The sequence below is a fragment of the Burkholderia sp. AU17457 genome (assembly GCF_002223255.1).
GTDB lineage: Bacteria > Pseudomonadota > Gammaproteobacteria > Burkholderiales > Burkholderiaceae > Burkholderia > Burkholderia sola.
Genome location: NZ_NKFB01000005.1, coordinates 1,785,650 through 1,804,817, shown reverse-complemented (window position 1 = coordinate 1,804,817; position 19,168 = coordinate 1,785,650). Strand labels below are relative to the sequence as shown.

General features: G+C 67.9%; 18 protein-coding genes. 7 read left to right on the top strand and 11 right to left on the bottom strand.

What is annotated here, in order from left to right; translation table 11 throughout:
* Positions 1-8: 8 nt before the first annotated feature.
* Positions 9-929, bottom strand: coding sequence for a LysR family transcriptional regulator (locus CFB49_RS25360; RefSeq protein ID WP_069617358.1), 921 nt, complete (start codon positions 927-929; stop codon positions 9-11).
* 178 nt (positions 930-1,107) lie between these two features.
* On the opposite strand from CFB49_RS25360, the gene CFB49_RS25355 reads away from it, so the two are divergent.
* On the top strand, positions 1,108-2,646 hold the full coding sequence (locus tag CFB49_RS25355; RefSeq protein WP_069617357.1) for an MFS transporter: 1,539 nt from the start codon (positions 1,108-1,110) through the stop codon (positions 2,644-2,646).
* A 49-nt stretch (positions 2,647-2,695) separates the two neighbouring features.
* On the opposite strand, the gene CFB49_RS25350 is transcribed toward CFB49_RS25355, so the two are convergent.
* From CFB49_RS25350 to CFB49_RS25325, 6 genes are all read right to left on the bottom strand, one after another.
* The gene (locus CFB49_RS25350) at positions 2,696-4,075 is read right to left on the bottom strand and encodes an efflux transporter outer membrane subunit (RefSeq protein ID WP_089492626.1); all 1,380 of its coding nucleotides are present in this window, start codon (positions 4,073-4,075) and stop codon (positions 2,696-2,698) included.
* Positions 4,076-4,081: 6 nt separating this feature from the next.
* Entirely contained in the window at positions 4,082-6,130 is a 2,049-nt protein-coding gene (locus CFB49_RS25345) for a MacB family efflux pump subunit (RefSeq protein ID WP_089492625.1), read from the bottom strand.
* Positions 6,131-6,132: 2 nt separating this feature from the next.
* Complete coding sequence (gene macA / locus CFB49_RS25340) at positions 6,133-7,314, bottom strand: macrolide transporter subunit MacA (protein ID WP_069617488.1); 1,182 nt, start codon at positions 7,312-7,314, stop codon at positions 6,133-6,135.
* Positions 7,315-7,716: 402 nt separating this feature from the next.
* A complete protein-coding gene (locus tag CFB49_RS25335; protein ID WP_069617354.1) occupies positions 7,717-8,298 on the bottom strand; it encodes an HD domain-containing protein in 582 nt (193 codons plus the stop codon).
* 79 nt (positions 8,299-8,377) lie between these two features.
* A complete protein-coding gene (locus tag CFB49_RS25330; RefSeq protein ID WP_089492624.1) occupies positions 8,378-8,944 on the bottom strand; it encodes a helix-turn-helix domain-containing protein in 567 nt (188 codons plus the stop codon).
* Positions 8,945-8,991: 47 nt separating this feature from the next.
* Entirely contained in the window at positions 8,992-9,630 is a 639-nt protein-coding gene (locus CFB49_RS25325; protein ID WP_089492623.1) for a hypothetical protein, read from the bottom strand.
* A gap of 262 nt (positions 9,631-9,892) precedes the next feature.
* On the opposite strand from CFB49_RS25325, the gene CFB49_RS25320 reads away from it, so the two are divergent.
* The 3 genes from CFB49_RS25320 (at position 9,893) to CFB49_RS25310 (ending at position 12,839) form a co-directional block, all read left to right on the top strand.
* The gene (locus CFB49_RS25320) at positions 9,893-11,296 is read left to right on the top strand and encodes an HdeD family acid-resistance protein (protein WP_089492622.1); all 1,404 of its coding nucleotides are present in this window, start codon (positions 9,893-9,895) and stop codon (positions 11,294-11,296) included.
* A gap of 93 nt (positions 11,297-11,389) precedes the next feature.
* Positions 11,390-11,980, top strand: a complete 591-nt coding sequence (locus tag CFB49_RS25315; RefSeq protein WP_089492621.1) for a hypothetical protein — start codon at positions 11,390-11,392, stop codon at positions 11,978-11,980.
* A gap of 127 nt (positions 11,981-12,107) precedes the next feature.
* The gene (locus tag CFB49_RS25310) at positions 12,108-12,839 is read left to right on the top strand and encodes a ribonuclease T2 (protein WP_089436868.1); all 732 of its coding nucleotides are present in this window, start codon (positions 12,108-12,110) and stop codon (positions 12,837-12,839) included.
* Positions 12,840-12,978: 139 nt separating this feature from the next.
* Here CFB49_RS25310 and CFB49_RS25305 read toward each other — a convergent pair whose 3' ends face one another.
* Positions 12,979-14,508: an FAD-dependent monooxygenase gene (locus CFB49_RS25305; RefSeq protein ID WP_089492620.1), complete on the bottom strand. Its 1,530-nt coding sequence runs from the start codon at positions 14,506-14,508 to the stop codon at positions 12,979-12,981.
* Positions 14,509-14,654: 146 nt separating this feature from the next.
* On the opposite strand from CFB49_RS25305, the gene CFB49_RS25300 reads away from it, so the two are divergent.
* Positions 14,655-15,332, top strand: coding sequence for a TetR/AcrR family transcriptional regulator (locus CFB49_RS25300; RefSeq protein ID WP_084044144.1), 678 nt, complete (start codon positions 14,655-14,657; stop codon positions 15,330-15,332).
* A 48-nt stretch (positions 15,333-15,380) separates the two neighbouring features.
* Here the strand turns inward: CFB49_RS25300 and CFB49_RS25295 are convergent, their stop codons facing one another.
* Positions 15,381-16,034, bottom strand: coding sequence for an isochorismatase family cysteine hydrolase (locus CFB49_RS25295; protein ID WP_089492619.1), 654 nt, complete (start codon positions 16,032-16,034; stop codon positions 15,381-15,383).
* Between the two features lie 231 nt (positions 16,035-16,265).
* Between CFB49_RS25295 and CFB49_RS25290 the strand changes: the two genes are divergently transcribed.
* Positions 16,266-16,748, top strand: a complete 483-nt coding sequence (locus tag CFB49_RS25290) for a cupin domain-containing protein (RefSeq protein WP_069617345.1) — start codon at positions 16,266-16,268, stop codon at positions 16,746-16,748.
* A 96-nt stretch (positions 16,749-16,844) separates the two neighbouring features.
* Here CFB49_RS25290 and CFB49_RS25285 read toward each other — a convergent pair whose 3' ends face one another.
* Positions 16,845-17,219: a cytochrome c gene (locus tag CFB49_RS25285; protein ID WP_089492618.1), complete on the bottom strand. Its 375-nt coding sequence runs from the start codon at positions 17,217-17,219 to the stop codon at positions 16,845-16,847.
* Positions 17,220-17,308: 89 nt separating this feature from the next.
* On the bottom strand, positions 17,309-18,223 hold the full coding sequence (locus CFB49_RS25280; protein WP_069617344.1) for a glutaminase: 915 nt from the start codon (positions 18,221-18,223) through the stop codon (positions 17,309-17,311).
* 219 nt (positions 18,224-18,442) lie between these two features.
* Between CFB49_RS25280 and CFB49_RS25275 the strand changes: the two genes are divergently transcribed.
* The gene (locus CFB49_RS25275) at positions 18,443-19,153 is read left to right on the top strand and encodes a response regulator (RefSeq protein WP_006498855.1); all 711 of its coding nucleotides are present in this window, start codon (positions 18,443-18,445) and stop codon (positions 19,151-19,153) included.
* The last annotated feature ends 15 nt before the right edge of the window (positions 19,154-19,168 follow it).

The window sequence follows — 19,168 nt, the reverse complement described above, 5'->3', positions numbered from 1 at the left end:
GACCCGTCTCAGCGCGCTTCGTCCGGGCGTTCGATCATCGGCGGAATCGCCTGCGCGAGTGCGTCGATCACGCAGCGCGTCTTGCGCGGCAGGTAGCGCGTCTTCGGCCAGATCGCGTGAATGTCGCCTTCGCAGACGAAGCAGCGATCGAGCACGACCACCATCTCCCCGCGCTTCACGTACTGGTCGAGCAGCCAGCTCGGCACCCACGCGATCCCGAACCCGGCCGCCCCGGCCGCGGCGATCGCCTGCACGTCGTCGAAACTCAGTTGATGCGGCATGTCGATGTGGACCGTCGAGCCGTCCGGCGCACGCAGGTACCACGGCTGCACCACGCCCGAACGCGAATACGCGATCGTCCGGTGGTGCTTCAGGTCGTCGAGCGTCTTCGGCATCCCGTGGCGCGCGAGATAGGACGGCGCCGCGCCGAGGCTGCCGTATTGCGTGCCGAGCCGCCGCACCGCGAGGCTCGTGCTGTCCGCGAGCGTGCCGATCCGCACCGCGAGATCGATCCCTTCCTCGACGAGATCGACGAAGCGGTCGGTGATCGATACGTCGATCCGCAGGTGCGGGTAAGTGCGCGCAAGGTCGAGCACGATCGGCGTCACGCAGTGGTGCCCGAACGCGAGCGGCACGCTCAGCCGCAGCTTGCCGCGCGCCTCGTGGCGGCCGCAGTCGAGATCGGCTTCCGCCGCTTCCAGCTCCGCCAGTGCGCGCACGCAGCGGTCGTAGTACGCCTGGCCGTCGTCGGTCAGGCTCTGGCTGCGCGTCGTGCGCTGCAGCAGCCGTGCGCCGAGCCGCTTCTCGAGCCGCGCGATCGCCTTGCCGACCGCCGAGCGCGTGATGTCGAGCCGCTCCGCGGCCAGCGCGAAGCTGCCCGATTCCACGACCTGGACGAAGGTCGTTACGCCGTCGAGTCTGTCGGTCATCGTGGGTTGCGTCGATTGGGTCCGGAGATTCCCCAGTGCATGGAAGTGCGTGCGTCAATGGAGATGCAAATTCTCACTATAGTACCGATTCCCGTCCAGCGTGCGTTGCCGCCCGCACGCGGCGAATCCTACTGACCTGGAGGCGCGCGGCCTGTCGCCGGGCCGCTGCGCAATACGCATGACGCTATCCGACTCCCGCAGGAATGCGGTCGCGCTCGCGGCCGTCTGTCTCACGTCGCTGATGTTCGGCCTCGAAATCTCGAGCGTGCCGGTGATCCTGCCGACGCTCGAACACGTGCTGCATGGCGATTTCAACGGCATGCAGTGGATCATGAACGCGTACACGATCGCGTGTACGACGGTGCTGATGGCGGCCGGCACGCTCGCGGACCGGTTCGGCCGCAAACGCGTGTACGTGATCGGCACCGTGCTGTTCGGCGCGACGTCGCTGCTGTGCGGGCTCGCGCCGAACGTGCCGGTGCTCGTCGCGGGCCGGCTGCTGCAGGGCGCGAGCGGCGGCGCGATGCTGATCTGCCAGATCGCGGTGCTGTCGCACCAGTTCCGCGAGGGGCGCGAGCGTGGTCGCGCGTTCGGGATCTGGGGGATCGTGTTCGGCATCGGGCTCGGGTTCGGGCCGATCGTCGGCGGCGCGATCGTCGCGCTGGCGAGCTGGCCGTGGGTGTTCCTCGTCCATGCGCCGCTCGCGGCCGTCGCGCTCGTGCTGATCGGCGGCGCGGTGCAGGAATCGCGCGATCCGCATGCGGGCACGCTCGACGTCGCGGGCATCGTCACGCTGTCGCTCGCGGTGCTCGGCCTCGCGTTCTACATCACTCAAGGCGCCGAGCTCGGGCTGACGAGCGCGGCCGGCCTCGGCGTGCTCGGCGCGACCGTGCTCGCGGTGATCGGCTTCTTCATCGCGGAGCGCGCCAGCGCGCGGCCGATGTTCGACTTCTCGGTGTTCCGGATCCGCGCGTTCACCGGCGCGATCTTCGGCTCGATGGGGATGAACTTCAGCTTCTGGCCGTTCATGATCTACCTGCCGATCTGGTTCCAGGTCGCGCTCGGCTACGACAGCGTGACGGCCGGCCTCGCGTTGCTCGCGTACACGCTGCCGACGCTGATCGCGCCGCCGTTCGGCGAACGGCTCGCGCTGCGCTACGGGCCGGGCGTCGTGATTCCGGGCGGCCTGTTCACGATCGCGGCCGGGTTCGTGCTGATGCGTCTCGGCAGCGCGGCCGATCAGGCGAGCTGGCTGACGATGCTGCCGGGTTGCGTGATCGCCGGCATCGGGCTCGGTTTGACCAACACGCCGGTCACCAACACGACGACGGGCGCGGTGCCGAGTGCGCGGGCCGGGATGGCGTCGGGCATCGACATGAGCGCGCGGATGATCTCGCTTGCGCTGAACATCGCGGCGATGGGCTTCGTGCTGGTGGCGGGGATCGTCGCGAGCCTGCAGGGCGGCCCGGCCGGTGCGATCGGCGATGCGGCGCTGCGCCGGCTCGCGCAGGAAATCGCGTCGGGCCGCACCGACGGGCTGCAGGCGATCGCGCCGGCGCTCGCGCAGGCCGACCCGAGCGGCGCGGCACTGCACGCGGCGCTCGTGCACGGCTTCGGCTGGGTGATGGTGTACGGCGCGGCGGGCGTGGCCGTGCTCGCGGCCGCGAGCGCGGTGGCGTTCGCGCCGGCGCGGCGCGGGGCGGCCGTGTGCGAATGACGCGGCCGGACCGTCGCGCGGCGCGTGGCGCGTGGCGTGTGACGGCCGCTCACGAGATCCCGCCGCCGAGCGCGCGGTACAGCGTCATCTGATTGTTGAGCCGGTTCAGGCGTGTCAGTTCGTTGGCGCTTTGCGCGCTCCTCAGCACCTGCTGCTGGTCGAGCCACGGCTGCACGGCGGTCGCGCCGGCCGCGAAGCGCGCGGCGGCCAGCCGTTCGGCGCGCTGCGCCTGCGCGAGCGACAGCGCGCGCTGTTCGGCTTCGCGTTCGAGCTGCACGCGCGCCGACAGCGCATTCTCGACTTCGGCGAGCGCGGTGTGGAGCCGCTGGCGGAAGCCGACCACCGCTTCCTCGTACTGCGACTTCGACACCCTGATCTGCAACTGCATCGTGTTCCACTGGATGAACGGCAGCGCGAGGCCGAGCCCGAGCGTGCCGACCGGGTTCGCCAGCACGCGCTCGAGGCTCGTGCTCGTCGTGCCGGCGCTGCCGGTCAGCGTGAAGGTCGGATAGAAGCTCGTGCGCGTCGCGTCGACCTGCGCGAGCGACTCGCGCAGCCGGAATTCCGCCGCGCGCAGGTCGGGGCGCCGGCCGAGCAGGCTGGCCGGCAGGCCGGCCGCCACGTCGGGCGGTGGGGTATCGGGCAGCGCCGACGGTTCGGCCGCCCGCTGCTGCGGCGGCCGGTCGAACAGGATCGCGAGCGCGTGGCGGTTCTCGGTGCGCTGCTGGATCAACTGCGTTTGCGCGGCACGCTGCGCGGCGAGGCTCTGTTCGGCCTGCGCGAGGTCGAGCCCCGACACGGCGCCGGCCGTGTGGCGCGACCGCACCAGCGCGAGCGTGCGTTCCGCATACGCGATGTTCGCGTCGCCGAGCGCGATCTGCCGGTTCAGATAGCCGATCTGCCAGTACAGCGCCGCGGTCGTGCTGATCAGCGACAGCCGCGCGGCCTCGAGATCGGCGGCCGTCGCGTCGGCTTCCCAGTGCGCGGCATCGCGCAGCGCGGCCAGCCGGCCCCACAGGTCGATTTCGTAGCTGAGCGAACCGTTGACGCCGCTCGAGCGGCTCGTCCGGTGCGTATCGAGCGTATGCGACACGGCGCCGTTCGCGCCGAGCGTCACGTTGGGCGTCAGGTTCGTATCGACGAGCCCGGCCTGCAACTGCGCGCGATACACGCGGATCGCCGCGATCGCGAGATCGTTGTTGGCGCGCAGCGCATCGTCGATCAACGCGTCGAGTTGCGGATCGCCGAAGCTGCGCCACCAGTCGCGCGTGGCGGCCGGCGCGTCGGCCGCGACCGGCGCGGCCCAGTTCGCCGGCATCGCGACGGCCGGCAGCGGATCGTGGCGCGTGCCCGCACAGCCGGCGAGCAGCGCGGCCGCGCACGCGAATGCGCCGAGACGGTGAAGCGGGGAGGAATGCGTGATGGCCATGTTTCGTCAGTCGCGCGCGAGCGCATCGATCGGATCGAGCCGCGACGCGTTGCGCGCGGGCATGAACCCGAAAATCACACCGGTGAGCGTCGAGCACACGAACGCGGTCACGATCGCGCCGGCCGAGAACACCATCTTCCATTGCGCGACGAACATCGAGAACAGCGCGCCGAGCCCGAACGACAGCGCGATGCCGATCGTGCCGCCGAGCAGGCACACGAGCACGGCCTCGACGAGGAACTGCTGCAGGATGTCGGACTGGCGCGCGCCGACCGCCATCCGGATGCCGATCTCGCGCGTGCGCTCGGTGACCGACACCAGCATGATGTTCATCACGCCGATCCCGCCAACCACGAGCGAGATCACCGCGATCAGCGACAGCAGCAGCGTCAGCGACTGGCCGGTTTTCTCGACGGTCTTGACCACGCTGTCCATGTTGTACGTGAAGAAGTCCTTGCGGCCGTGGCGCTGGATCATCAGCTTCTCGAGGCTTTTTTCGGCTGCGGCGCTCGGCTGCCCGTCGCGCACGCGCACGGTGATGCTGTCGAGATGGCGCTGGCCGAACAGGCGCCCGCTCGCGGTCGTGTACGGCAGCCATACGTTCAGGCTCTTCACGCTGCCGAATGCGCTTTTCTTGTCGGCCGTCACGCCGATCACGACGCACGGCACGTTGTCGACCAGGATCGCTTCGCCGACCGGATTGCGCGTCGCGCCGAACAGCTTGCGGCGCGTGTTCTGGTCGATCACCGCGACCTGCGCCTGGCGGCGCACCGCATCGTCGTCGAACGGGACGCCGAGCGCGAAACGCATCCCGCGCGCGTGGAAGTAGCTGTCGCCGACGCCGCTCACGAGCGCGTGGACGTCGATGTTGCGGTAGCGCAGCAGCAGCGTGCGCGACGTTTCGGGCGTCGCGCTGTCGACGTACGGCTGCTCGGCGAGCGCGGCGACGTCGGCGGGCACGAGCGTCTGGATCGCGTCCGCGCGGCTGTCGCCCCAGTCGGTGCCCGGATAGAGGCTGATCGTATTGGTGCCGATGCTGCCGATCTCTTCGAGCATGTAGCGCTTCGCGCCTTCGCCGACCGCGACGATCGATACCACCGACGTGATGCCGATGACGATGCCGAGCATCGTCAGCAGCGTGCGCAGCCGGTGCGATACGAGCGCGATCCACGCCATCCGGCACGCTTCGGTGAAGCGGCCGGTGCCGGCTGCGAAGCATCGGGCGCGCGGGGCGGGATCGGTGTCGGCGCCGGCGGGCGACGGGGCATCGTCGGAAGCCGGTGCGGACGGCGTGTCGGTTGCCGTTTCGGGCGTCACGGCGTTTGCGGCCGCGGCGACGCCGGATTCCGCGAGCGCTTCCGCGTACTGGCGGTTCGGCCGGTCGGCGACGATCTCACCGTCGCTGATCTCGATGATGCGCCGTGCATGGCGCGCCACGGCCTTGTCGTGCGTGACGATCACGATCGTATGGCCGAGCGCGTTCAGCTCGTGCAGGATGCGGATCACGTCCTGGCCGCTTTTCGTGTCGAGCGCGCCGGTCGGTTCATCGGCGAGGATCACCTGGCCGCCGTTCATCAGCGCGCGTGCGATGCTCACGCGCTGCTGCTGGCCGCCGGACAGTTGCCCGGGCCGGTGATGCGCGCGATCCGCGAGCCCGAGGCGCGCGAGCAACGCGTGGGCGCGGGCGTGCCGCTCGGCGCGCGGGGTGCCCGCATAGATCGCCGGCATTTCGAGGTTCGCGACCGCGTCGACGTGCGCCAGCAGGTGATAGCGCTGGAACACGAAGCCGAAGTGCTCGCGGCGCAACTGCGCGAGCTCGTCGCTGTCGAGCATGTGCGTGTCGCGTCCGCCGACCGTGTACGTGCCTTCGCTCGGATGATCGAGGCAGCCGAGGATGTTCATCAACGTCGACTTGCCGGACCCCGACGCGCCGACGATCGCGACGATCTCGCCCGCGTCGATCGACAGGTTGATGTTGTTCAGGACGACGACGTCCTTGTCGCCGGCCGGAAATCGCCGCGTGACGGCAGCGAGCTTGAGCAGGGGCTGGCGCATCGTTACACCACGTCCGCCAGCGGTGCGCGTTCGTCCGCCGATGCTTCGCCGATCACCACGCGCTCGCCGTCCTTCAGGCCGGCCAGCACTTCGACGCGCACGTTGTTGTTGATGCCGATGCGGACATGGCGCGTTTCCGTGCTGCCGTCGGCGCGCAGCACGCGTACCGCGACGGTGCCGTCCTTGCGCTTTTCGCCGAGCGCGGCGGCCGGGATGATCAGCGCGTTGCGCGCGTCGCCGAGCACGATGTTGACCTGTGCGGTCATCGCGATGCGCAGCCGGTGCTCGGGATTCGGCACGTCGAACAACGCGTTGTAGAACACGGCGGCGTTCGGCTTCGCGCCGCCGCCGAGCGGGCTTTGCACGTCGGCGTAGTTCTGCGGCGCCGGTTCGATCGCGCGCAGCTTGCCGTAGTGCCGCTTGTCCGGTTCGCCGAGGCTCGTGAAATACGCGGTCTGGCCGGCGCTCACGCGAATCACGTCGGCCTCCGACACCTGCGCCTTCACGGTCATCGTGTCGAGATTCGCGAGTTTCAGAATCACCGGCGCCTGCTGCTGCGCGATCACGGTCTGGCCTTCCTGCGTGACGATCGCGACGACCTCCCCGTCGATCGGCGCGACGATGCGCGTGTAGCCGAGGTTGGCCTGGGCGGTCTCGATCTGGATGCGGGCCGAACGGATCTGCGCGGCGAGCGACGCGAGGGTCGCGCGCTGCACGTCGAGCGTCGCCTTCGCGGCCTCGAACGATTCGCGCGACGTCGCGTCGTCGGGCAGCATCGCCTGCTGGCGGCGGAACGCGAGTTCGGCCTGCGTCAGCTGTGCCGCCGCCGATTGCTGCTGCGCGCGCAGGCTTTCTTCGCTGGCGCGCGCCTGGCGCAGCGCGTTTTCGGAGATCACGGGATCGATCTCGGCGAGCCATTGACCTTTCGTGACCTTGTCGCCGAGCTTGACCTTCAGCGTCTTCAACTGCCCCGACACCTGCGCGCCGACGTCGACCTGCCTGAACGCCTGCAGCGCGCCGGTCGCGAGCACCGCGTTCTCGAGATCGCCGCGCGTGACGGGCGCGGACAGGTATTGCGGAGGCTTGGCGGGCGCGCAGGCCTTCAGCGTGAGGCCGGCGGCGATCGCGACGACGGCAAGGGTAGCCAGCACGAGGCGCCGGCGGCGATGGGTCTTCTGGGTCATGAGCATGCAGCGAGGATGAAGCCGGCGCCGGCGATGCGTGCGGCCGAACGGAACGATCCGGTCGACGTCGCATGTCGGGCGTGTTGCCCGCGACGGAAGCCGCGTACGCGTCGCGCAGGCGTGCCGAATCGAATCAGGCGCTCATGGTAAGCGACGAATTCGCGCCGCATCGTGTGGAAATTGTGCTGAATTGTGCGGATGCCGTACCCATGCGGTCGGCCAGACCGCGCAATTGTTGCGATCTGTGAAAAGGCGGCGCCCGGCGTTACCGCCGCGCGGCGAAGATCGTCGTCATCGGCCGGTCGCGTTCCTCATCGAGCGCGGTCAGCGTGTCGACCTGCTCCGGCGTCGATGCCCATTCGTCCCGGTGCGCGAGCGTGAAGGTCGCCCGATGCCGCGCGCTTACGCGCGGTGTCCGCCCGCATCGATCCTGCGCTGCGTATCGGCGTCGACGATCTCGCGGATCGCGCTGAATAGCGGCGCGGCGTCGGTGTAGCGCCGGCCGTAGCCGAGGTTGAACGCATAGTCGAAATCGGGCGGATTGCTGCCCTGGTTGTGCTGCAGGATCGTTTCGAGCTTGTCGAACGCCTTCGCCGCACGGGCCTCCGGCGACGCGGCCGCCTCGTATTCGTCCCACAGCGCGACGATCTCGTCGCGCAGCGTGCGGTCGAGCGACGCGGTCAGCGTCAGCAGATCGTCGCGTTCGTGTGCACTCTTGTCGGGGTGCGCGGCTTGCTCGATCGCGGGGATGTCGCCGTGCAGCGCCTCGCCGAGGTCGTGGACGATGCACAGCTTCAGCAACTTCAGCGTGTCGACGCCGCGCAACGCGTCGGCGAACGCGAGCGCCATCAGGCATAGTCGCCAGCTGTGCTCGGCCGTGCTTTCCGGGCGTCCGGCCGACGTGTAGCCGCTGCGCAGCACGTTCTTCAGGCGTTCGGCTTCGCGCAGGAAATCGAGCCGCGCGTGGATCGTATCGGAATTCATGGTCGGAGTCCTTGCGATGAGCCGTCAAGCGTACGCGGGCCGGCCGCGCGTCGTCCACGCATGAAATATGCGCGGCGCGTCAGCGGGCGTCGAGCGTTTCCACGAGCCGCACGGCCGAGCCGTCCGATAGCGTCATCCGCGTCCATCGGCACCGGCTGCCGCGAATCGGCACGATGCGCGACGCATTCGCGCCGGTGTCGAATTCGACGCTCGGCGGCCCCGCGCGATCGTGCCAGCCGAGCGGGTCGAGCGCCGCTTCCATGCGGACGATTTCCGGCGTCGCGTAGCGCCACAGCGACGTGCCGAGCAGCATCGAAAGCGGCTGCGAGAACTCGGCCGCGCGCGCCGGCGAGCCGGCAAGCAGGCGGTGCGTGAGGTCGCAGACGAGATGCATGCGGCCCGCGCTGCCGGCGATCAGCCGCGCGAGCGCGCGGTCGCCCGCCGAATCGATGCGCGCGGCGAGCAGCCGTTCGGCCGTCGCGCGCTCGTCGGGCGACATTTGCTGGAGGCCGGCCTCCCAGCGCGAAATCGTCGATTGCGCGACGCCGAACAGTTCGGCCGCATGGCTTTGCTTCACGCGGTGCAGCGCGCGCCAGCGCTTCAGTTGCGGGCCGAGCGAGGACGAATGAAGCGGTGAGGCGGTCATGGCGATGCTCCTGTTGCGGCCGTGCCGGGCGCGTGGTTACCGCACCGTTACATGATCCGGATGCCGCCGCTTGCCTGGATCGCGATGGCCGCGAACGGCACGAGCACGATGCCGCCCAGCACGAGTACGCCGTCGGCGGCCACCGTGATCGGCGTCGCGAGAATCCGCAGACCCATGCCGACGACGGACGGCGATTCCACGATGTAGACCGAGTACGGGCGGTTGAAGGGTTGCGCGGCCGCGTTGTCCTTCTCGACGAAGCCTTCCGTCGAGTAGCGCTTGCCGTCGATGTCGCCTTCGAGCACGAGGCCGGCCGGCTCGCTGACGAAGCCGTCGGCGGAAGCGGCCCGTCGATCGTCGTCCGATGCGTCTTTCGGCAGCACGATCCGGTAATGCCCGGTGACGCTGCCGCCGCTCGCATGAAAGTCCGCGAATGTCGTGCGTACCGACTTGCGGTAGCCGGACAGCAGGACGGGCCGTAATCGGGCCGGCAGATCGAAGATGTAATGGTAGCGCGTGCCGAGGACGACCAGTTTCTTGCCGTCTTCGGTCATCATGAATGCGGATACGTGTTCGCTGTACGCGTCGTTCTTGTACAGCTTCGGCGTGAAGCAGCCCGACAGTGCGAGGCTGCTTGCGGCGACGCCGGCGGCCAGCAGGCGCCGGCGCGTGATGGATAGGCTCATTTCTTGTTGTCCCGTCTGTGCGGTTCGGTTGGGTGGCTTTCGCCCTCGGAAGCCGGATTCTCGCGTATCCGCCGCACGTTGTCGAACCCGAACCCTGCCGCGGCAGCGGGCAGCCGCGCCCGTCCTCGCTCCATCGAAAACGTTTCCGCGACGCTTTCAACCGGCTCCGCCATATCTTATTATTCGGCCAGAGCGGCGCGTGCCGGCCGACACGACAGGGAACGCGAGGCCGCGCGTGTCCCGAAAAAGATACGAGGGCGCAATGGTACGACTGGTGTTGCTGCTGCTGGGCATCGAATATCTGCGAACCCGCTGGCGCGGGCTGACCGTGCTCGGCTGGCTGTGGGTCGTCGCGGGTATCGGCATTTTCGTCGATGCGCTCGACGGCGCACTGCATTTCCCGATCGAGCTGTTCGCGTGGCTGTTCCTGATCGAAGGGCTCGCGACGCTCGCGGTGGCCGGCAGCGGTGTCGGCGGGCAGCGCATCCTGCGCTACGTGAAGGGCATCGCGGTCGTGGCGGCCGCGGGGCTCGTGTTTGCCGGCCATCATCACGGCCACTTCCTGCTGTCGATGATCTTCGGCACGCTGTTTCTCGTCGACGGGCTGCTGCAGTGCACGTCCGCATGGATGGTGCGCTATCGCCGCTGGCACGTCGCGTTCTCGTGGGGCGTCGTCGAGATCCTGCTGGCGATCTTCTTCTTTCAGCCGTACCCGACGCACTACGCGGGCACCGTGCCGTACTGCCTCGGCCTGCTGCTGATGTTCGGCGGCATGCACATGCTGAGCCTCGCCGCGCGCGTGCGGCGGCTGACGCGCAACCCGGCGTTCGCGACGTCGCCCGCGCCGGCTCTCGCGCCGGATCTCGACGATGCGCAGGGCCTGCCGCAGTTCGCCCAATCCGAATGGGACGGCCCGCCGGCCGACGGCGAGCGCGCGCTCACCGTGCACGTATGGACACCGACCGGCACGTCGAAGGCCGAAGCGCAGCGCTATCCGGTGATCGACCGCTACATCGCGGCGGTGGACGTCAACGGCGTGATCTCGACCGGGCATGCGGCGCTGGAGTCGCCGGAGGGCATCTACATCAGCCTGTATCCGGGTGTCGAAATCGATCGTTCTCCGGACGAGTTCACGCGCATCCTGCGCGCAACGCGCGAGAACGACGTGCCCGGCCTGTTCCAGCCCGACTATGCGACCGAGTCGAAGGCGTGGTGCCCGTCGACCGTGCGCGTGCGCATCCGCAACTACGATCCGGCCAAGCTCGACGCGTTCTGGTCGTCGTACCGGCAGAACACGACGTACAACCTCACGCACCGCAACTGCTCGAGCACCGTGTCGAATGCGCTCGAGGCCGCGCTCGACGGCGCAGTGTGGCGGTTGAAGGGCGAGCGGGCCGGGTGGGGCGCATTCGTGCGGCTGCTGCTCACGCCCGAGCTGTGGGTGGCCGCGCAGATCCGCAAGCGCGCGGTGACGATGGCGTGGACGCCCGGGCTCACGCTCGACTATGCGCGCGCGCTCAGCATGCTCGCCGATCCGCGTCCGTTCGCGTGGTGGAAGGTCGCGCGCTCGGCGGTGAGCGCGATCATGGCGTCGCGCCGCGCGTGGCGCGAGCAGGACAGTGCGGCGCTGTCGCCCGGCGGATCGGAGGCAGCATCGATGAAATGAACGCGTGGCGCCGGATGAGGGCCCGGTATCACAAGGGGCGCCACCGTGCGGCCCGGCGAGATTGCCCGCCATAAAAACCCACGGACGACAACGATGAACGAGACGAGAGCGTTCCGCATCCTGACGCCCGCCGCGCTGACGCTGGTGCTGGCGCTGGCGCTGGCGAGTACCGGCCTCGCGCAGGCGGGCACGGACGACGTGCCGCGCATGAGCAACGACGTGTACCGGATGTCGGTGTCGTTCTGCTCGAACGTCGCGGCCGCCGAGAAGATCGCGTGCCAGGGCGACATGATCGCCGTCGGCAGCCGGATCGTCGCGGCGATCGGCGGCCTGCCGCCGGCTTCCGCCACGGCGATCGACGAAGGCGCGCGCAACAAGCTGCCGCCCGCGGAGCGCGACGGGCTCGTGCCCGTCGAGCCGGCCGCGATCGACAAGGACGATACGCTGGCCGGCCTCGCCGGCATGGTGCGCCTGTGCGACGTGTACGAGCCGGAACCGGCGGCGCGTGCGCGGCACCACGCTGCGCTGCAGCAGAAGGCGCCCGATGCCGCACCGCGTGTTGAGGCGTTGCTGGCCGATCCGTCGACGGCCGCGCGCCGGCGCGTCAGCGTCGGCGTGTGGCAGATTCTCTCGCTCGAAGGCCCCGAAGCGTCGGCACGGGCGTGCACGCAGCTCGGCACCTGAGCGAAACGCGCATTCTTTCGTGCACCTTCACATTCGTGCCACGTTGCGGCGGCAACAATCGCGGGCAGACATTCGACAATCTTGCGGCGCATCCCGCGACCGCAAGCCTTTTCCGAGGAAACACGCCATGCTCAAGACGCTCGCCCGCGCCGCCGCCGCACTCGCCGTCGCTTCCGTTTCACTGCACGCCGCCGCGCAGACCAGCTACGACTACCTGTTGCTCGCCGCGTCGTGGGAGCCCGGCTTCTGCGCGTCGCACGACACACCGGAATGCACGAACCTCGCCGGCTCGTATGCGGCGACGAGCCTGTCGCTGCACGGGCTGTGGCCGAACCGCTACGACGGGAACCAGCCGTTCTACTGCGGCGTGCCGCAGAACGACATCGACCTCGACAACGCGCACGAGTGGTGCAGCATGGACGCGTACCCGATCAGCAGCGCGACCCGCAACACGCTGTCGACGTACATGCCGGGCGTCGCATCGTGTCTCGACAAGCACGAATGGTTCAAGCACGGCACCTGTTCGAATTCGGCGACGCCCGATGCTTACTGGAACCAGGCGTCGGGCATGATCAGCCGGTTGGGCAACACGTCGTTCAACGCGTTCCTGCAGGCGAACGCGGGCAAGACGGTCACGCGTAACCAGTTGCTGTCGGCGTTCGAAGGCGCGTTCGGCAGCAACACGCGCAGCGCGGTTTCGCTGAAATGCACGAAGACGAACGGCGTGAGCTACTTCACCGAAGCATGGATCGCGGTGAAGACGAATGCGACCGCGCAGTTTCCGAGCGCCGCGTCGCTCGTGACGGACGGCAATACGCAGGGTACGTGCCCGACGTCGGGGGTGTTTATCGCGAAGTGAGGAGGGCGGCCGACGTGCGCGATATCGCGCACGTCGTGGGCTGTGGGCACATCGAGGATGTCGGGCGCGCCGTGGCCGGCACGCATGCGCGTTTGGCGGTCGGCGACACACATCCGCTTCCTGCATTGGGCGGCTGCGCTCAATGTGCCGCGCAAGGCGCGCCGAACCATCGCGTGACCGCCTGCGTGGCGGCGTCGACGTCCACGTCCGCATCGTCGCCGCAAGCCCACGCGACGAAACCGTCCGGGCGCACGAGTACCGCACGCAATCCGAGCCGGTCTTTCGCGTCGCTCGCGATATAGGCGATGCGGTCGCGACAGCGGCCTGCCACGGCCCGAAGCGGCTGGTTCGCATCGAAGTCCAGCAGCACGCCCTTGCCGTGCCTGACGTGTTCGCCGAGCCGCGTGCCGTCGACCAGTTCGAAGTCCGGAACGCCGCGGCCCACGAGTGGATGGCCGCTGCCGGAATCGTACGCGAGCGACACGCCCCACAGACGTTCGGCGAAGTACGTCGCGCCGTCGCGCGTGTCGACGAGATCGCGCATGATCACCGCGAGCGCGCGCGAGCCCGGCGAGGGCCGCATCAGCGCGACCTGCGCACGCGACCAGTCGAGCACGCGCGCGCCCACTGGATGTCGTTCGTCCGTGTAGCTGTCGAGCAGGCCCGGCGGCGCGTCGCCGCGAATCGTCGCGGCCAGCTTCCAGCCGAGATTCATCGCATCGCCGAGCCCGAGATTGAGCCCCTGGCCGCCGAGCGGCGAGTGGATGTGCGCGGCATCGCCCGCGAGCAGCACGCGGCCGTCGCGGTACGTCGATGCCTGGTACGCGCGATCGGTCCACGTGGTGGCGAGCCGCAGCGCGGTCAACGTGACGTCGGTGCCGGACACGCGGCGCAGCACGGCCTGCGCATGTTCGAGCGTGATCGGCCCGCTCCGGTGGAACGCGCCGCCGTCGAACTCGACGAGCGCGACGGTCCCGGGCGGCGTGTACGTGTACATGCCGGCCGACGTGGTGTGACGGCCCGGCAGCAGCGCGCCCGGATCGGCGAGCTCGGCTTCGATCGAGTAGCCGGTGAACTCGGCGTCGGTGCCGGCGAACGCGAAGCCGCCGGCCTTGCGGACCGCGCTGCGGCCGCCGTCGCAGCCGACGAGCCAGCGTGCGTGGAATGTCTCGCCGCCTGCGTGCAGCATGACGCCATCGTCCGACTGGTCGAAACCCTCGACGATCAGACCGCGCCGAATCTCGACGCCCGTTGCGTGCGCACGGGCGGTCAGCACGGCTTCGATTCGCGCGATGTCGGTCGCCAGGTGCGTGCCGGCCGGGCCCGGCAGATGGTACGGCCACTGCGACGCATCGATGTCGTCGAGGAAGAACGGGATGCCGGCGAAATGGCCGGCCGGACGACGCGCTTGCTGCATCCAGTGCGCGGTGTCCGTTGCGCGGGCCGGCAGCGCGATGCCGGCGAGCAGGTCGCGGCGGTAGAGCGCGTCGATCGCCGGCGCGGACAGGCCGCGCATGCCGAACGGGAGATGCTTCAGCGGGGATTCCGGATCGTCCGCTTGCTCGACCACCCGCACGGTTGCACCGGCAAGGCGCAGCTCGCACGCGAGAAACAGGCCGACAGGGCCAGCGCCGGCAATCACGACATCATGGGTGACGGACAGATTCATCGATGGCTCGGTTTTGGGTCAAAGCGGCCCGGCGTGGTCGAAAGGGCGGTACGCGCCGGCATTGCGCACTCTTCGGGAAAGTAATGGAACATTGTTCCATCGGCGAGATGTTGGAACGATGTTCCAGATGTGTCAAGCTAGCGCGCATGAAAACCAGCAAACGGACCGAGCGGCGTGCGGACGCGCTGTCGAAAGAGCGGATCGTCGAGGCCGCGATCGCGATTCTCGACCATGCAGGCGAGGGCGCGCTGACGTTTCGCGCGCTCGCCGCGCACCTGGCGACCGGAAGCGGCGCGATCTACTGGCATGTCGCCGACAAGCACGATTTGCTGGCAGCGGCCGCGGATCAAGTGATCGCGGCTGCGCTGACGGACGTGCCGACGCAGCGTGACGGTGATGCGGCCGAAGCGCTCCGGCGCATCGCGCTGCGCCTGTTCGACGCGTTCAGCGCGCATCCGTGGGTAGGTGCGCAGTTGTTCCGCGAGCCGTGGCAGCAGGCGGTGCTGCGGATTCTGGAGCGCATCGGCGGTCAGCTTCAGGCGCTGGGCGTGCCCGAGCCCGCGCAATTCAACGCGGCGTCGGCGCTGATGCACTACATCTTCGGGCTGGCCGGCCAGTATGCGGCCGGCGCGCGGCTGCATCCGCGCGAGACGGGGCCGACGGAGATCGTCGCGACCGTTGCCGAGCGGTGGGCGCAGCTCGAATCGGCGCAGTATCCGTTCGTGCATAAGGTGGCGGCGCAACTGGCCGCGCACGACGAGCGCGCGCAGTTCCTGGCCGGCATCGACCTCATTCTGGCGGGGATCGGGGCGGCAGCCCGGTAAGCCGCCGTCTGGAGGACGGTTTCGAACGGCGGTGCCACGAGTCCGTCGTTACGCCAGCAGCCGCAGCGCATCCGCGAGCGACAGGACCGTCGTGCGCGATTCGAACGCGGTGGCGAACAGATGCTCGTGGACGATCGGGTCCGGGTCGTAGCAGCAATCCTTGACCGTGTAGAGGCGGAAATCGGCGTCGCTCGCATGCGCGATCGACGACAGCATCACGCCGGTCGACGCGATGCCGACCATGATCAGCGTATCGACGCCCTGTGCGATGAGACGCGCCTGTAGATCGGTGCCGAAGAACACGCTCGCGCGGTGGGCCAGGATCAGCGGTTCGTCGGGCTGCCTGGCCAGTTCGGGGCACGGGGCATCGTCGATGAACAGGCCGAGCTGCTTGATGCCCTGGCCGTTCTTGTTCAGCGGGCTGACTTCCGGATAACCGGGGCTGAACCGGAGATTCGCGAACCAGACGCCGACGCCGGCCGCTCGTGCGGCATCGCATAGCCGGCGCGTATTGGCGAGCAGTTCAGGCGCGACCGACGGGAAGAGGCCGAGGATGTCGGTCTGGTAATGCATGACGAGCAGCGCGGTTTGGGATGGCGCGATGCGGGGAATCCGGTCGATCGTGCTTTGAGCGCGCGCGTTGTCATCAGTGGCGGGTGAGTGGGTTGCCATTTCGATATCCGGTGCGTTTTCCTCGTTCATGAATGACGTTCTCCGTGGTGTTGGCAAATCGCATCTGAATGTTTCGTGCGTGTCGTTCCAGGAGTCGACCGCTCGGTATAAGCCGTCAACGACTCCAGCGTCAACATGGATCGGCGAAACGGTCGCTCGCGTCGGTTGCAGCCCGACGTCCAAAATGCTGCGCGCTGCGGACGCGTTTTGTCCTTTCTGCAAGCCGCTATCATGGACGTTCAACTTAAAGGAGAAAACCCGATGAGCCGGCCAGATTTCATTAAGCACTGGACTGAACTCGAAGAACCGGATGCGCACTCCTATCGCGGCGATACCGAGCCAATGGCGCTCGACGCGCCGCTTTCCGCCGCGCTCGGCATTACGCGTATCGGAATCCATCATGTCAGGCTGCTGCCTGGACGGCGGACGTCATATCCGCACGCCGAAAGTACCGAGCAGGAGTTTGTGTACGTGCTCGAAGGCAAGCCCGATGTATGGATCGACGGCGTGCTTCACCCGGTTGCCGAGGGCGATTCCGTCGCGTTTCCGGCAGGCACCGGAATTTGTCACACCTTCATCAACAATACGAACGATGAAGTCAGGTTGATGGTGATCGGCGAACGTCCTCGCGACGACAACCGTATCCGTTACCCGCTCAACGAAGCGTACGAACTTACCCGCGCGGACCGATGGGTCGACTGGCCCACCCGACCGCTCGGAGACCATGACGGGATGCCGGACTGACGCGTACGCGTGAGAGCGCCTCGGCCTGCGGATTCGACCCGTCGATACGGCGAATGGATGAAATCGCTCGGCCGGTATATCCGGGGGTTCAGCGCGCTATTTCTTTAAAATCAATCCAGTCATATATTGATTCAGATCGCGAAAATCTTTAACCGTCCATGGATGTGGAGGCAGCTTTACGCCATTTTCCCGCAAGGTTTTTGGAATCAGATCTCCGTTTGGACGAAGTATGACGGATGAAACGATGACGCCCGGATAGTCATTAAGCCGTTTTTTGAAGGCGGGTGTCGTAAGGTCGGGCGTGGGCGGGCGGCTTTTGTTGGCCAACGGTCCCGTTCCTCGGGCGTCTGCTCCGTGGCACATGGCGCATCTCGCCAGGAAGATCCTTTTCCCGTTGTCACTATCCGCAAAGGCTGCGGATAGTTGAGAAAACAATGAAATTCCTAGTGCGGCGATCGGCAATATTTTCATCTTTTAATCTTTTGTATGAGCCATCAGGGGGTACGCCGATATTTACCTGTCGCCGTTGCGGCAAATGACGCGCGCTCGACTTCGCCCCTTCAAAAAATCGACCTTCCCGTATAAGTCGTCAACCACTCCAGCGCCAGCGTGCCCGCCAACGAGTTCCCGTTCGCATCCAGCCCCGGCGCCCACACGCACACGGCCATCTCCCCCGGCAGCACCGCGACGATCCCGCCGCCGACGCCGCTCTTCGCCGGCAGCCCCACCCGATACACGAAATCGCCGGCCGCATCATAGGTGCCGCAGGTCAGCATCAGCGCCGACAGCCGCTTCGCGGAACTCGAATCGACGATCCGCTCGCCGGTTGCCGGCGCGACACCGCCGTTCGCGAGAAACAGCGCGGCACTGGCCAGCTCGACGCAATTCATCTCGATCGCACACTGCCGACAATACGCGTCGATCACGGTATCAGGCGGCATCTGCATGTTGCCGAAGCTCGCCATGAAATGCGCCATCGCGCGGTTGCGCTCCGCGTGCTGCAGCTCCGACGTCGCGACGCGCGAATCGTAGTTGATGTCGTTCGCGCCGATCAGCCGCCGCACGAATTCGACGAGCGCCGTCTCGGCCTTCACGAAGCGGCGGCACAGCACGTCGGTGACGACCAGCGCCCCGGCGTTGATGAACGGATTGCGCGGCTTGCCGCGCTCGCTTTCGAGCTGGACCAGCGAATTGAACGCGGTGCCGGACGGCTCGCGGCCCACCCGTTCCCACAGTGCGTCGCCCAGCAGTTGAAACGCGAGCGTGCACGCGAACAGCTTCGAGATGCTCTGGATCGAGAAGCGCTCGTGCGCGTCGCCGACGGTGTAAACGTTTCCGTCGAGCGTTACGACGGCCATCCCGAACTTGTCGGCGGGCACTTTCGCGAGTTCGGGGATGTAGTCGGCGACCCGGCCCTGGCCGATCCAGGGGGCGAGTTCGGTGTGGATGCGTTCAAGAATCGATTGGTAATTCATCACGTCAGGCAGGGTAGAGGCACGGCCGGATTCCGGCGAGCCCGTATGGAACCGTCCCGGCGCCGATTCGTCAAGCGCGGCCCGAATCGCGCCCTTATTTTCAAGACCGGCAAACAGGCGAGCGGCTGGCGCAGTATCATGCGGTACGTTTCGGCCGAGGGCCGGCGTCCGGCACCCGCCGGCGCCCCCGTGGCTTCCCCGATGATCCGACCGCCGCCCATGTCTTTTCGCATCCTGCTCGTCGAAGACGACACCCGCTTGTCCACGCTGATCGCCGGCTACCTGCGCAAGAACGACTATGAAGTCGACACCGTGCTGCATGGTGATGCCGCGGTGCCGGCGATCCTGTCCATTCGTCCCGATCTCGTCATCCTCGACGTGAACCTGCCGGGCAAGGACGGCTTCGAAATCTGCCGCGAGGCGCGCAAGCAGTACGACGGCGTGATCATCATGGTGACGGCGCGCGACGAACCGTTCGACGAGCTGCTCGGCCTCGAATTCGGCGCGGACGACTACGTGCACAAGCCGGTCGAGCCGCGCATCCTGCTCGCGCGGATCAAGGCGCAACTGCGCCGCGCGCCCGCGCGCGCGGCCGAGAGCACCGCGCCGCAGCCCGAGCGCTACGCGTTCGGCAAGTTCTCGATCGACCGCACCGACCGCACCGTCGTGCTGCCCGACGGCAGCACGCCCGATCTGACGTCGGCCGAATTCGACCTGCTGTGGGCGCTCGTGTGCCACGCGGGCGAAGTCGTCAGCCGCGATGATCTGATGCTGCAGCTGCGCGGCGTCGAATTCGACGGCCTCGACCGCACGATCGACGGGCGCATCTCGAAGCTGCGCCGCAAGCTGCGCGACGACGCGAGCAACCCGCAGCGGATCAAGACGATCCGCAGCAAGGGTTATCAATTCAGCAAGCACGCGTGGGAATGACGCCGCCGTCGCGCG

What these genes read in the sequence shown, in the direction of transcription:
- CFB49_RS25360 (WP_069617358.1), bottom strand. Translation starts at nt 929, where the DNA reads ATGACCGACAGACTCGACGGCGTAACGACCTTCGTCCAGGTCGTGGAA.
- CFB49_RS25355 (WP_069617357.1), top strand. Translation starts at nt 1,108, where the DNA reads ATGACGCTATCCGACTCCCGCAGGAATGCGGTCGCGCTCGCGGCCGTC.
- CFB49_RS25350 (WP_089492626.1), bottom strand. Translation starts at nt 4,075, where the DNA reads ATGGCCATCACGCATTCCTCCCCGCTTCACCGTCTCGGCGCATTCGCG.
- CFB49_RS25345 (WP_089492625.1), bottom strand. Translation starts at nt 6,130, where the DNA reads ATGCGCCAGCCCCTGCTCAAGCTCGCTGCCGTCACGCGGCGATTTCCG.
- macA (WP_069617488.1), bottom strand. Translation starts at nt 7,314, where the DNA reads ATGACCCAGAAGACCCATCGCCGCCGGCGCCTCGTGCTGGCTACCCTT.
- CFB49_RS25335 (WP_069617354.1), bottom strand. Translation starts at nt 8,298, where the DNA reads ATGAATTCCGATACGATCCACGCGCGGCTCGATTTCCTGCGCGAAGCC.
- CFB49_RS25330 (WP_089492624.1), bottom strand. Translation starts at nt 8,944, where the DNA reads ATGACCGCCTCACCGCTTCATTCGTCCTCGCTCGGCCCGCAACTGAAG.
- CFB49_RS25325 (WP_089492623.1), bottom strand. Translation starts at nt 9,630, where the DNA reads ATGAGCCTATCCATCACGCGCCGGCGCCTGCTGGCCGCCGGCGTCGCC.
- CFB49_RS25320 (WP_089492622.1), top strand. Translation starts at nt 9,893, where the DNA reads ATGGTACGACTGGTGTTGCTGCTGCTGGGCATCGAATATCTGCGAACC.
- CFB49_RS25315 (WP_089492621.1), top strand. Translation starts at nt 11,390, where the DNA reads ATGAACGAGACGAGAGCGTTCCGCATCCTGACGCCCGCCGCGCTGACG.
- CFB49_RS25310 (WP_089436868.1), top strand. Translation starts at nt 12,108, where the DNA reads ATGCTCAAGACGCTCGCCCGCGCCGCCGCCGCACTCGCCGTCGCTTCC.
- CFB49_RS25305 (WP_089492620.1), bottom strand. Translation starts at nt 14,508, where the DNA reads ATGAATCTGTCCGTCACCCATGATGTCGTGATTGCCGGCGCTGGCCCT.
- CFB49_RS25300 (WP_084044144.1), top strand. Translation starts at nt 14,655, where the DNA reads ATGAAAACCAGCAAACGGACCGAGCGGCGTGCGGACGCGCTGTCGAAA.
- CFB49_RS25295 (WP_089492619.1), bottom strand. Translation starts at nt 16,034, where the DNA reads ATGAACGAGGAAAACGCACCGGATATCGAAATGGCAACCCACTCACCC.
- CFB49_RS25290 (WP_069617345.1), top strand. Translation starts at nt 16,266, where the DNA reads ATGAGCCGGCCAGATTTCATTAAGCACTGGACTGAACTCGAAGAACCG.
- CFB49_RS25285 (WP_089492618.1), bottom strand. Translation starts at nt 17,219, where the DNA reads ATGAAAATATTGCCGATCGCCGCACTAGGAATTTCATTGTTTTCTCAA.
- CFB49_RS25280 (WP_069617344.1), bottom strand. Translation starts at nt 18,223, where the DNA reads ATGAATTACCAATCGATTCTTGAACGCATCCACACCGAACTCGCCCCC.
- CFB49_RS25275 (WP_006498855.1), top strand. Translation starts at nt 18,443, where the DNA reads ATGTCTTTTCGCATCCTGCTCGTCGAAGACGACACCCGCTTGTCCACG.